This window comes from Turicibacter bilis (assembly GCF_024499055.1).
Classification (GTDB): Bacteria; Bacillota_I; Bacilli_A; order MOL361; family Turicibacteraceae; genus Turicibacter; species Turicibacter bilis.
This window is the reverse complement of sequence record NZ_CP071249.1, coordinates 593,484-607,580: the sequence shown is the minus strand read 5'-3', so window position 1 is coordinate 607,580 and position 14,097 is coordinate 593,484. Positions and strand designations below refer to the sequence as shown.

At 34.5% G+C, this 14,097-nt stretch carries 9 protein-coding genes; 8 read left to right on the top strand and 1 reads right to left on the bottom strand.

Annotated elements, in window-relative coordinates:
• Positions 1-113: 113 nt before the first annotated feature.
• The 8 genes from J0J69_RS02845 to J0J69_RS02810 all read left to right on the top strand — a co-directional run bounded on the left by J0J69_RS02845 (position 114) and on the right by J0J69_RS02810 (position 11,567).
• A complete protein-coding gene (locus tag J0J69_RS02845; RefSeq protein ID WP_055244906.1) occupies positions 114-1,046 on the top strand; it encodes a polysaccharide deacetylase family protein in 933 nt (310 codons plus the stop codon).
• A gap of 134 nt (positions 1,047-1,180) precedes the next feature.
• On the top strand, positions 1,181-2,017 hold the full coding sequence (locus tag J0J69_RS02840; protein WP_055276544.1) for a hypothetical protein: 837 nt from the start codon (positions 1,181-1,183) through the stop codon (positions 2,015-2,017).
• Positions 2,017-3,054, top strand: coding sequence for an aspartate-semialdehyde dehydrogenase (locus J0J69_RS02835; RefSeq protein WP_055304689.1), 1,038 nt, complete (start codon positions 2,017-2,019; stop codon positions 3,052-3,054). The genes J0J69_RS02840 and J0J69_RS02835 overlap by 1 nt, the downstream gene beginning before the upstream one ends.
• Position 3,055: 1 nt before the next feature.
• A complete protein-coding gene (locus J0J69_RS02830) occupies positions 3,056-4,093 on the top strand; it encodes an amino acid kinase family protein (RefSeq protein ID WP_055276541.1) in 1,038 nt (345 codons plus the stop codon).
• Positions 4,094-4,111: 18 nt separating this feature from the next.
• The gene (dapA, locus tag J0J69_RS02825; protein ID WP_212724051.1) at positions 4,112-4,993 is read left to right on the top strand and encodes a 4-hydroxy-tetrahydrodipicolinate synthase; all 882 of its coding nucleotides are present in this window, start codon (positions 4,112-4,114) and stop codon (positions 4,991-4,993) included.
• A gap of 853 nt (positions 4,994-5,846) precedes the next feature.
• Positions 5,847-7,535, top strand: coding sequence for a ribonuclease J (locus J0J69_RS02820; protein WP_238581206.1), 1,689 nt, complete (start codon positions 5,847-5,849; stop codon positions 7,533-7,535).
• 127 nt (positions 7,536-7,662) lie between these two features.
• Positions 7,663-9,942: an FtsK/SpoIIIE family DNA translocase gene (locus J0J69_RS02815; protein WP_212725586.1), complete on the top strand. Its 2,280-nt coding sequence runs from the start codon at positions 7,663-7,665 to the stop codon at positions 9,940-9,942.
• A 503-nt stretch (positions 9,943-10,445) separates the two neighbouring features.
• Positions 10,446-11,567: a BMP family lipoprotein gene (locus J0J69_RS02810; protein WP_212725585.1), complete on the top strand. Its 1,122-nt coding sequence runs from the start codon at positions 10,446-10,448 to the stop codon at positions 11,565-11,567.
• Between the two features lie 661 nt (positions 11,568-12,228).
• Here J0J69_RS02810 and J0J69_RS02805 read toward each other — a convergent pair.
• Complete coding sequence (locus J0J69_RS02805) at positions 12,229-13,332, bottom strand: BMP family lipoprotein (protein WP_212724438.1); 1,104 nt, start codon at positions 13,330-13,332, stop codon at positions 12,229-12,231.
• Between the last annotated feature and the right edge of the window lie 765 nt (positions 13,333-14,097).

Below are 14,097 nucleotides of genomic sequence, written 5' to 3'. Positions count from 1 at the left end.
TTTATGTCATCAAACATTAAAGTCAAATGATAAATTTGAGTAAAAAATGAATAAACTGATAGTAATCGTGGCACACTGTTAAAGATTAAATCGTATGACTAGAGGTGAAAGCTGTGAAGCAAAAGATAGGAGCAGTCTTAGGGATTGTTGCTTATGTCACACTGTTAATCGGTGTTAATTTTTATCATAAAGCCTATTCAGTTTCAAATATGAATGATGAAATTCATTTGAAGCTAGTTGAGTATATGGAAACTCATCGATTTGAAGCTGTTGAACCGAGAATAGATAGTGTTTGGGATTTTGTTCCTGGTCTAGTAGGTGCTGAAGTTGATTATGAGTTGTCTTATAATAAGATGTTGTTAAATGGAGAGTTTGATCCTTCACTCATTGTTTGTAAGAAAATTGATTATAAACAAGATCCTGAACAATTCCGTGAAAGACCTATCTATAAAGGAAATGAAGAAGGTCAGTACGTCTCTTTACTCATTAATGTGGCTTGGGGAGAAGAAGAGTTGGATAAAATGATGACGATTTTAGATCGTTTGGGAGTACGTGCCACATTTTTCTTTGAAGGTCGTTATGCAGAAAATCATAAGAATCAAGTGTTAAAACTTTATAATGATGGTCATCTGATCGGTAACCACTCTTACTCGCATCCTTCACGTTGGGGTGGATTTACTTATGATCAATACGTTGAGGAAATTAAAAAGACGAATGATGTTTTAAGTTCAATTATTAATGAACCTATTATTTATTTTGCCCCTCCAGCTGGAGAGTTTAATGATCGAACGTTAAAAGCTGCGTATGATCAAGGAATGTATTCAATTATGTGGACAGCAGATACGATCGATTGGATGGGAGGAAGTGCTGATGTTCTGATTAGTCGGGTGATGAAAAAATTAGAGCCGGGTGCTCTCATTTTAATGCATCCTAAACCAGAAACAGTCATTGCACTAGAACCAATGATTAATCAATTAAAAGAAAAAGGATATCAATTTAAAACTGTTGATGAAATAGTTCAAGGAACTAGGCCAGAATGTAGTTAATTAAAATTAAAAGCAACTCTTTTTAAATGAAGAGTTGCTTTTTTTATTGCCGAAGTATCACATCGATATATGTCACCAGACCTTTCTCGTTTTCATAAAATACTACGTAAGTAGATAGGAGGTAGGTGGTTATTATGATATTGATCATAAACAATGATAAGCGGATGAATTATTTGTCTGAGTACATCCGTGATAGTGGGTTAGATCTTGTTCAGTATTATCGTGATTCAGTGAGCTTTGATTTTCATATTTTAAAGGAAACGCATTATTTTATTTTGCCTTTTGGTGGAATTAGTGAAAGTGGACAAATTGCAAATACTCATTTACGTTTAACAGAAGAAGTTTTATTAAGTTTACCAGAAGATTGTGTGATTTTTACGCCGATTCGATATCCTAAATTAATGGCATTGTTAAAGTCTGTTCCAAGAAAATGTGAAGTTATTTTTGATTATGATGAAGTCGCAATTTATAACTCTATTCCTACAGCGGAAGGAGTGATTTATAACATCATTAAAAATACAGATATTACAATTCATCAAGCAGAGATTTTAGTGATTGGATCAGGTCGAACTTCATTAACGATTGCAAGAGATTTAAAAGCGTTAGGTGCATATGTGAGTGTAACCTTCAGAAAGAAAAAAGATGAAGCCCGATTATTTGAAATGGGATTGCATCCGATTCATATTGACTTGATGGTTGAAGATTTACATCATTATGATGTGATTGTAAATACTGTACCTGCGATGGTACTTGATGAAAAAGCCTTGAACCATGTGAGAAAAGATTGTTACATCATGGATGTGAGTAGTAAACCAGGTGGTGTTGATTTTGACTATGCGAAACAATTAGGGATTCAATCAGAATTAGCTGGTTCATTACCTAGTATTGTCGCTCCAAAAACAGCTGCTTATTATTTGTTTCGCTTTGTGAGAGATTACATCGCCTTAAATGAAAAAAAGGGGAGATTGTGATGAATCAACATGGATATGCGGTCGCAATCGTTGGGGCAAGTGGTGAGGTTGGCAGAAGTATGATTGAAACACTAGAGCGTTATCCTATTCCAGTCTCTTCCTTACGTTTACTCGCCTCCAAACGATCGGCAGGAAAAACTCTCTTGTTTAAAAAGGAACCAATTGTCATTGAGGAGTTATCAGAAGATTCATTCGAAGGCATTGATTTAGCGTTTTTTAGTGCGGGTGGGAGTGTATCATTAAAGTATGCTCCAATTGCCGTGTCAAAAGGTGCAGTTGTCATTGATAATACGAGTGCTTTCCGTATGGATCCAACGATTCCATTAGTCGTTCCTGAAGTAAATGCTCATGTCTTATCCAAAAATACGCCATTAATTGCGAACCCAAATTGTTCAACTATTCAATTAGTGGTGGCACTTAAACCATTAATTGAAGCCTATGGGATTGAATCGGTTAATGTTTCAACATATCAAGCGATTTCAGGAGCGGGAGCTAAAGCCTTATATGAGTATGAGCAAGAATTAAGTGACGAGTCTTATGAGCCACAGATTTTACCTACGCGTTCAGATAAAATTTATTATCAAATTGCCCATAATGTCATTCCACAAATTGATGTCTTCTTGTCATCAGGTTATACGAAAGAAGAAATCAAAATGATCAATGAAACACAAAAAATATTAGATGATTATGAGCTAAAAGTGAATGCGACTTGTGTTCGAGTTCCTGTTCGGTATGGTCATAGTGTCTCAGTGACAGTTAAGTTGAAAAAACCAGTTAACGATCGAGAAGAAATTATTGAGGTATTTAAGCAAAGTCCTGATGTCATCTTACGTGATAATATTTTACATCAAGAATATCCAATGCCTTCGTATTTAGCTCATCAAGATGAGGTGTTTGTTGGACGTGTTCGAAAAGATTTATTTGAGGAAAATGTTGTTCATTTTTGGGTCGTTGCTGATAATATCTTAAAAGGAGCCGCCTTAAATAGTGTGCAAATTGCTTATTATATGCATCGTCATGGATTGTTAGGTGATTAAAATGGATATTGTAGTTATGAAATTTGGTGGAACCTCAGTACGGGATCAAGCAACAAGATTTCAAGCATTTAAGCATATTCGGCGTGAGGTAAGTGCAGGGTACAAAGTTGTAGTTGTTGTATCAGCAATGGGTAGAAGCGGGGAGCCATACGCCACTGATACGTTAAAGGAACTTGTGACTTATCATGTGTCTAAGCGTGAAAATGATCGTCTACTTTCATGTGGAGAAATTATTTCGAGTATTGTGATGTCTGACTTTTTACAACAACAAGGGTTAAACGTCACTTCTTTAGCTCCAGATGAAGTAGGGATTAAAACTGATAATAATTATAGTAATGCTAATATTATTACCATTGAAACGAGTAAAATAGTTTCTTTATTTAATGAATATGATGTGTTAGTTGCCCCGGGATTTTTAGGCACAACATTAGAAGGGCATATTACCACACTCGGACGAGGAGGGAGTGACACGTCAGCTGTTGCCTTAGGGGGTGCCTTAAAGGCGAGTTATGTTGATATTTACTCCGATGTTGAAGGGGTCATGACCGCTGATCCGAAATTAGTGAAAAATGCACGTGTCTTAGAGAAAATTAGTTATGATAATTTGATTGCGCTTGCTGCAAGAGGAGCAAAAGTTATTCATTTAAAAGCCGTCGAGTTAGCTAAAAAAAATCATGTCAATTTACGTTTGCGTTCCACAACGGCTGATCATATTGGAACTTATGTCGTTGATGAGGAGGTGAATACCTTAAGCTTGACGTATAAATCAGGATATACTCGTTATGAAATTTTAGGGCTAAATTGCCCCATTAATTGTGAGTTATTAATTAAACAAGGGGCGTATTGGTATGCACAAGTTCATGATGAAGAAGCAGTTGAACATTACTTGAAAGAAAACGAATTAGAATTCATTAAAAGTGAAAATTATGTTCGTGTGAGCTGGATGAATCAACAAAGAACACCGGTTGAACTAACCTTCTACGTCGATGCTTTGAAGCTTGAGGATACATTAAACTTTTTACATTATAATTTAATTTAAGTAAAGGATGTGAGAGTTATGAAAAGTTTTGGTCCGGTTATTACGGCGATGGTAACCCCATTTGATGAATATAATCAACTAAACATTAGTAGTTTACGAAAGTTGATTATTCATTTATTAAAACACGGATCAACGAGTTTAGTGATTACGGGAACAACGGGAGAGGCGCCTACTTTAACAGCGATTGAGCGCTTAAGAATTTGGGAAACAGCAGTTGATTTTGCGGGTGGAACGGTTCCGATTATTGCAGGTGTAGGAACGAATAATACAAAAACAACGATTCATAATGTGAAATTAGCTGAAGAAATTGGTGCAGATGCGGTGTTGGTGGTCACTCCTTATTATAATAAGCCGAATCAGGTTGGATTGATGACACATTTTAAAGAAATTGCTAATTCAACTGATTTGCCGATTCTTTTATATAACATTCCTTCACGGACGGGCGTTAGCTTAACGTTAGAAAGTATTTTAGAATTAGCAGAAATCAAAAATATTGTTGGGATTAAAGATTCTAGTGGAGATTTAAACTTATTAAAAGCGTTAAAAGAACAAGCCCCTGATCACTTCTGTCTCTATAGTGGGGATGATTCTAATTATTTGGAAACAATTAAACTAGGAGGCGATGGCGTAATCTCAGTTGCTTCACATGTTGCTGGTTTACAAATGAATCAAATTTATCAGCTTTATCAAAAAGGTAAAGTTGAAGAAGCTGAAGCTTTGAATGAGAAGTTAAAACCTCTTTATAAAGGATTGTTCTGTACAACCAACCCAATTCCAATTAAGGCGATATTAAATCAACTTGGAATGGAGGTTGGAGGACTTCGACTTCCGCTAGTTGAGATGGATCAATTCGAAGCTCTAGAACTTTTTAATGAACTTAGAGGACTATTGGATGAATAAACTTGTAAAAAAACATCTGTTCTGTTAAATGGCAGATGTTTTTTTATATGATGAAAAGATTTAAAGCCCTATCATTAGAGGATACATTTTCTTGGTAAATGCGAGGGAAGCCAGTATCGAATCGATTGACAAACTAAAATTGAATCTAAATTTTAAAATACATCTCTGTTTCTATATAGACTTTATTTTCGATAGTTTGTCTAAAAAAAAGACGGTAACACTTGTCAGTTACTGACGTGATGTACTATAATGATTGTAGAAGATAAACATTTTCCTTTTTATACGAATGAAGGTTAGGTTCTCTATCTTTTTTAGTTAGTTAAAGAGAACAATCCTTAAGTTGATAATTAACACATATTGAATGGTATCTTTTCCTGATTAGTTTAAGCTTTAGTTTTGCAAAACGAGGAACGTTTTGATAGATTAGTCGTCATTGTTTTTTAGAAAGTGAACATTAAGGACGTATGTAATAATGCGTGACGTCGAATGATAAATAGGACAACATAAATTTTATGTTTATTGACACTAACTCATGCTCATTTATTTTTAAAATCAAATTTGTATCCGTATCATTTAATAAATAAAACGATCAATTTGGAATGAGAAATCAAAGTTTAATGAAGAGAAGACCCGTTCAAAAAAAGGAAACCTATAAACTCATGATAAAAAGTAAGGGGTATCTTACCTTTTATATCATTGATATGAAAATGACATAGTGAGTCAGATTGTGACTAATTAGGTTACAGTGAGAAACTTTTAAGTTAAAAAATTAAATTAAAGGAGGTGAATCGTTGTCAACTGACGTAACCAGTGAAACGAAATTTTGTTTCATATCATTGACAACGATAAGAATGTGGCATCAGTAGTAGAACAAAAAATTAAAGTATTTGCTTTAGGTGGACTCGATGAAAATGGGAAAAACTTATATGTAGTAGAAGTTAATGATAAAATCTTTATTTTAGATGCAGGGTTAAAATATCCAACGGAAGATTTATTAGGGGTTGATGCCGTCATCCCAGATTTCACTTATTTAAAAGAGAACGCTTCTCGCATTCAAGGGGTCTTTTTATCACATGGTCATGAAGATCATATTGGCGCTATTCCTCAATTATTGAGTATTATTAATGTTCCAGTCTATGGAACACGCTTAACGATGTCTTTAGTAGAAGATTCATTAACGGAGAATGGACTAGATTTTAAACAATATAAACTTTATAAAATCCGTGAAAATAATGAATTATTCTTTGGAGAGATTAAAGTAACCTTCTTTAAAACCACTCATAGTATTCCAGATTCAGTAGCGATTTGTATTCATACAACTGACGGAGTGATTGTCTATACTTCTGATTTTACGTTTGATCAAAGTGCAAAGGGTCGCTATCAAACAAATTATGCACGTATTTCAGAAATTTCAAAAGAAGGTGTTCTTTGCTTATTGTCAGAAAGTATCAATGCTGAAAAAGCTGGACATACAAGTACGGGAACCTCACTTCAGTATGAGTTAGATGAAGTTTTCTCTCGTGCGAGTGGGCGTATTATTTGTTCATTATACTCTTCAGATTTACATCGAATTCAGTTAGTCATTGACTTAGCTGTTCAATATAAACGTAAGATTGCCATTATTGGACGTAAAATGCAACGTATTGTCGATATTGCAGTAAAATTAGGATACTTACGTATTCCAAAATCAATGTTAATGAACTTATTATATATTGATGAGAAAAATGATAATAACTTATCAAATTTAGTCGTATTAGCGACAGGTAATCGTTATGAGCCATTTAATTCATTAATTCGTATGGCTAAACATCAAGACCGTTTAATTCATATCGAAAAAACAGATACAGTCATTATAGCGACACCGCCAATTCCAGGGAATGAGATTAAAGCGGCACGTACGATTGATATGTTATATCGCACAGGAGCACAAGTTTGTGTGATTAATAAAAATCTATTACCATCGTCACATGCAAGTAGTGAAGATTTGAAGTTAATGATGAATTTATTAAAACCACAGTACGTTATGCCGGTTATTGGGGAATATCGCAATTTAGTGGCTCATGCGAAAGTAGCAGAGCAAATGGGATATCATTCAGAGAACATTATTTTATTAGATAATGGTGATGTCGTTGAGTTCCAACAAGGGGAACTAGTGAACCATACAGAACATATTCAAATTGATCAAGTATTAGTGGACGGATTAGGTGTTGGTGACATTGGAAGTGTTGTCTTACGTGATCGTCAACTCATGGCAAATGACGGAATTATCGTTGTGATTGCTAACTTAAATAAAAATACAAAAGAAATTGTAGCGGGACCACAAATCGTAAGTAAAGGATTTGTTTACGAAAAAGGAAATGAAGAATTATATAAATTATTAGATGAATTAGTTCGTAACATTATTGGTCAATTCGTGACAGAACAGTATGTTAACTGGCAAGGATTACGTCAAGAGTTACGTGATAAAGTTGGAAAATTATTATTTAATAAAACGAAACGCAAACCTATTATCATTCCTATTGTTGAAGAGTTTAATTTATAATATTTAGAAAACTATCTCTCAGATCGAGAGGTAGTTTTTTTGTGAGAAGAAGTCAGAATAATAATGGAAAAAAATGAATTTTATGAGATAATAGTTACATTAACATTGAAATGATAGAGGTATGAATATGGCAAGCAAAAAGAAAGTTAAACATAAAAAACAAACTATTTTAAATGATTTATATTTAGAGTTGATCGGAATTGTCTTAGTGTTACTAGCTATTTTGATGCTTGGTCAGCTTGGGTTAATTGGAACATTTTTTAAGCAAGTCGGATTATTTGTCTTTGGAGAATTTTTTTGGCTCATTGCCATTGCGATGCTTGTAAATGGGGGGCGTATGATCGTTAAACGTCAAATTCCAACTTTCTTTAGCGCAAAGCAGATTGGTTGGTATTTAGTGTTTATTTCACTAATTGTTTTTAGTCATCTTCCGGTATACCGAGAGTTTAATGCTCATGATATTGCATTACTTGGAGGGATGTGGAATTACTATTTTTCGAACGATCTTTTAAATTCGTCATTTACAGTCGGAGGTGGGTTGATTGGAGCTGTGATTTATGGGGTATTAGTTCCATTAATTACGTCCATTGGTTTGTATGCTGTAGCTTTATTAGTCCTTTGTTATGGAACTTTACTCATCTGTAATTTAACGTTTAAAGACTTATACGAGGGAATCAAAGATTATCAGATGAAGCAGCGTCAAGAGCAGGCCTCTAAAAAGAAAAGTGTTAAAGCTAAAAAAATTCGTCAACGCCAGGAAGTTCAGGAAGAGGAACCTGATCATGCGACAGTCGTGACCTTACTTAATGAAACAGTAGATGAGGAAGCAATTGAAATTGAAGAAGTAGAAGAACTCATAGATGAAGGAAATGAATTTAAAATTAAAGAGTTTGATAAGCAGCCTCCGCATGAAGTGAGTGAGCCTGTCATTGAGATGGATTTACCTGTTTTAAATGATGAAAACTATATTTTGCCACCACTTGACTTATTGGTTGATTATCAACAAACGAATAATTCACAACGATTGCTTGTTAGTGCAAAGGCCCAAGCTAGAAAATTAGAGGATACGTTCAAAAACTTTGATGTCAAGGCAAAGGTACAGGAGGTTCATATTGGCCCTGCCGTCACAAGGTTTGAAATCTTACCGAATGTCGGAGTTAAGGTCAGTAAAATCTTAAACTTAACGGATGATATCGCCTTAGCTTTAGCTGCAAAAGGAATTCGAATTGAAGCTCCGATTCCAGGGAAATCAGCGATTGGAATTGAGGTGCCAAATCCAAAGCAAACGCTGGTTACTTTTAAAGAGATTGTTAAAGAAGTCCCTCAAAAACAACAAAAAGAAAAATTATTAATGGTATTAGGGCGAGATATTTCAGGGAAAACGGTCTATTCTCCATTAAATAAAATGCCGCACTTACTCGTTGCTGGGGCAACAGGTTCAGGAAAGTCGGTTTGTATTAATACGATTATTTGTAGTATTTTAATGCGTTCGACACCAAATGAGGTAAAAATGTTAATGATTGATCCGAAAAAGGTAGAGTTAAATGGTTATAATGGCATTCCCCATCTACTCGCACCGGTTGTAACGGATCCACGTCTAGCTTCATTAGCTTTGAAGAAAGTTGTTTCTGAGATGGAGTATCGTTATGAGTTGTTTAGTGAAAGTGGAACACGTAATATCGAAGGTTATAATGAGTATTTGAAGCAATATAATGAAACGCAAGAGAGTACTAAACCGTTGCTTCCATTTATTGTGGTTATTATTGATGAGTTAGCGGATTTAATGATGGTGGCTTCAAAAGAAGTGGAAGAATGTATTATGCGTTTAACACAGATGGCGCGTGCCGCAGGGATTCATTTGATTATTGCGACGCAACGCCCTTCAGTAGATGTTATTACAGGAGTTATTAAAGCAAATATTCCATCACGTATTGCATTTGGGGTTTCATCGGCTGTTGATTCACGTACGATTATTGATATGCCAGGAGCTGAGAAATTACTCGGTAAAGGGGATATGCTATTTTTACCGATGGGAGCATCAAATCCAACTCGTGTTCAAGGAGCATTTATCTCAGATGATGAAGTCGTTCGAATCGTTGAATTTATTAAATCACAAGTTGAACCTGAAGAGGTGAAGCAAGACTTCTTAGAAAATATTGAGCAGGTACAAAATGAAGGACAAATGATGGAGGACCCACTGATGAGAGAAGTACTAGCTTATATTGTTGAAACGAAGAAAGTTTCGGCTTCTTTATTGCAGCGTCGATTTAGAATCGGGTATAATCGTGCAGCACGTATTGTGGATGATTTAGAATCAAGTGGATTAATTGGACCAAGTGAAGGAAGCAAACCGCGAGAGGTATTAATGACCGAAAGTCAGTATCATGAGATGGTAGCGAATTTATAAAAATATCGATACAAGCACCTTCCTATTAAAAATTAACTTGTTCTAGATTAATCGGCAGAGATGTAGTTAGTGATTAGAATCATTAGAAATTGGGTGTTCTAAAAATAAAAGAAGGTCGTTGTCATTACAACGACCTTCTTTTAGATTTAAAGGCCAAAAGAAGAGGCACACGTCATCATCTAGTAAAAGCAGTAAGAAGTCATGAAGAGAAATGAAAGATTTGAGTGAGTAGATAGCAGGAGATGATTTCACTTATGGAGAAGGTTAAGACTAGTTGATAGAATTGCTTTTGTTAGGTGAATTCTTTAATGAAAGTGGTTTTTATGCTTATTTAATAATAGAAAGTGAAAAAAAACTCATATCGTTTTAAAAAGTTCAAATAATAAAATTAGTCAATGAATGTAGTGTTTTTGTAAAAAAATGTAAATTTAATATATATGTTTACAAAACCACCTCTTTCTGATAGACTTATTCAAGGAAATTTTAGAACTAGGAGGACAACTATGAGAAAATTCACATCAATGTTAATCGTAACGATGGTTGCTATGATCGCTTTAGTAGCATGTAGTAGTGACAAGGGGGAATCAGGTTCGACAACTGGAACTGATAATGTAAACTTCAAAGTAGGAATGATGATCGACTCAGGAACAATTGATGATAAATCATTTAACCAAGGAACTTGGGAAGGAATTTTAGCTTATACAGATGATCATAAAGGAGTTAAAGGGCAACACGTTCAGCCAAATGGTGAAACGACAGCTGATTATTTAAGTGCTGCAGATAACTTAATGATGGCTGGAAATAATGTAATTATTGCTCCAGGATTTAAGTTTGAAGAAGCCATCACTGAACTTCAAACAGCGAATCCAGAAGTTTCATTTGTTATTTTAGATGGAGAACCAGCGACAATGGCTGAGAATACAACAGCTATTTATTTCGCAGAACATGAAGCTGGATTCTTAGCAGGTGTGGCTGCAGCATTACAATCACAAACAGGAAAAGTTGGATTTATTGGTGGTATGAAAATTCCAGCTGTTGAACGTTTTGGATGGGGTTACTTAGCAGGTGTCGCTTATGCAAACGAGGCTTATGCAACAAATGTAGAAGTAGTTGACTATCAATATCAAGGAACATTCAATGATGTTCAAGGTGGTCAAATGATGGCTGGTGGAATGTATGATAAAGGAATTGATATCATCTTCTCGGCAGCAGCAGCAGTTGGAAATGGAGTTATCAATGAAGCGAAGGCACGTACTGAAGCTGGAGAAAAAGTTTACGTCATCGGAGTTGATGTGGATCAATACGATGAAGGATTAATGAATGATGGAAGTTCTGTTGTTTTAACATCTGCTATTAAACGTATTGACGTTGCCGTTTATGATGCATTAAAAGCTTACGGTGAAGGAAACTTCCCAGGTGGACAAATTATTACAATGGATGCAAAAACTAACGGAGTTGGGTTACCAGAAACTAACCCTAACTTAACAACAGATACACAAGCGAAAGTTGATGATACTTTAGCTCAAATTCAATCAGGTGCATTAGTTGTCCCAGTAACAGGCGAAGAATTAGATACATTCTTAGCTGAAGTTGGATACCAAGCAAATACAATCAACTATAAATAATAATCAAAACTAACTATCATATGATAGTTAGTTTTTTTGTTTAATTGAAGTTTGTTAATAACTATCATTAAGATAGGTTTGTATGTTTATGAGAATAGCCATGGGGTTAGTTATTTAAATTTGATTTTTTCGCGAAAAAAGATGGGACGTGAATGTTAGAAAAGTTGAATTTCAAAAGTGATTGGAGACATGTCCTCTGATGAGTAGCGTCTATTATTATCAAACATTATATGATTTATATTTTATAAGTAAGAATTAACAAGTATTTTTTATTCAAAAGGACAATTTGGCTGGCTTGATATTAAATAGATCAAGCATTCATTAGTCATAAAATTTCAATAATTATTCTAGTGAAGAGAAGGGGATTAAAAGATTCTAGTGAGGCAGAGTTATTGAATGAGGGGGGGGAAGAGGGAAAATTTCTTTAAAATTAATGGAAAATAATCTAATCTTTAAGAAAATCTATGTTCTAAAATTATTAGATTTAATAGAACATAGATTTTTAATCCAGGGCTTGTACAAAATCTAGCGATAATTTTTATTCATAGAGATAAAAGGAACGTTGTATGAAATCTTTTGACAAGAGAACTATGATCGGGATTAGATTTCAATACAAAAAAGAGTCGTCTTAGTGTTAAAGACGACTCTTTTTAATTAATAATTAAAAGTTAATTTTTGCTCCTTGGTATCCCATCTCACTTAAGAAAGATTGTACATCGGCCTCGGTTGAAGGAATAACTAAGTTTCCAGCTTTAATGTTTGCTAATAATTCATTGACTGTTTCTTGTGTCTCAGTTGTTAAGTTAGGGTTTGTTTCTGGTAAACCAACTCCATCAACTTCAGCAGTCATTGTGATCACTTCTCCACCTGTGAATGTTCCGTTGATAAATTCATCAACTTTAGTGTAAGAGGCATTATCCACTCGTTTAAGTGCAGATGTTAAGATGACTGATTCATTAGTTTCTTGGTTGTAGATTCCATCTTCATATTGATCAACATCGACACCGATGACGTAAACTTTGTCTCCAGCTTCAGCACGTGTTTTTGCTTCTGTAATAACACCACTACCTACACGTCCAGCAGCTGTGAAGATGATATCGATTCCTTTGTCATACATACTACCTGCTTGTGCCTGTCCACCAGCAACATCTGTAAATGTTCCATTATATAAGTAGTCTACCACTTCAGCATTTGTTCCGAAGTGTTTATTAGCATAGGCTACACCAGCAACATAACCATATCCGAATTTTTCAATAGATTCACTTTTCATTCCACCGATGAATCCAACTTTACCAGTTTTTGTTTCTAAGGCTGCTGTAATTCCTGCTAAGAATCCGGCTTCATGCTCAGCGAAATAAATAGCAATTGTATTTTCAGCCACCTCTTCTGGTTGTCCATCAATCATTACAAATTTAATGTCTGGGTATTGTTCTTGTAATTTTGTAATGGCTTCGTCAAATTTGAATCCTGGGGCAATGATCATTTGATTTCCAGCTGTAATTAAGTCATCAGCTGCTTGCATATAATCAGCTGTTGTTTCTCCAATTGGTTTAATGTATTGAGCTACGATTGTCCCGTTTTCTGATTCGTAACGTTTGATTCCTTCCCAAGTTGCTTGGTTGAATGATTTATCATCAATTGTTCCTGAATCCGTCATCATCCCAATTTTAATGTTGTCTCCTGCTGATTCAGTTGTTCCTCCACACGCTACTAAGCCTAAACTTGCAGCGATAGCAATAGTTAACATTGAAAATTTATTTTTCATCGTTGTATGGCCTCCTCATTTGTGATGAATTTTCATTCTAACAAAATAATTTTAGCTTGTAAATTATTTTTTTTTAATTTTTTCAAAAAACTCAGTTTTTGTCGAATTTATTACAAAAATAGGTTTTAATGGTATTTTTATGGTTTTTAATTCGTTGAAAGTGCTAGATAACTAAGAATAAAAATCTAATTCTGATTTATCGTGTCCTAACGATTTCACCGATTCTAAAGCAGAAATTTTATGAAGGGATCACAGTTTTTATTTAATGGAATCATCTTTTAAGCTATAACTTGTCAAATGATTAAAGCATTATGACTCAAATATTTTAGGGGAAAAAGTGATTGAATAAGCAGGAGGAATAAAAACATTTCTTGGACACTTATCTTTCTTGAAAAAAATGAGTGGATTGTCATAATGGAGTGTAAATGAAAATAGGGGATTACTTAAAAGATTAAATATTCATTGGAAAGTGTTATTGCCTCAATCTGACTTACGATGCTAAGGGGTGGATCACAAACTATTTGAACAACAGAGGGGCTTTCATCAAAAGAAATAAACAAACGTTTAAAAGACTTAAATGACTTCTTAGGTGCTATTTGTTGCGGATAAAAATGTTGTCGAAAAAAATAGCTATATTAGATCATCTTATTGATGATGAATCGTTTGATATCAATGGTTATTGAATATCGTTTTTAAAGAGTCTATCTCTTTCAAGTAGAAAAAGAGTTGATAACAACAGTTTTGTTTAATAGAGCTCAAAAAATC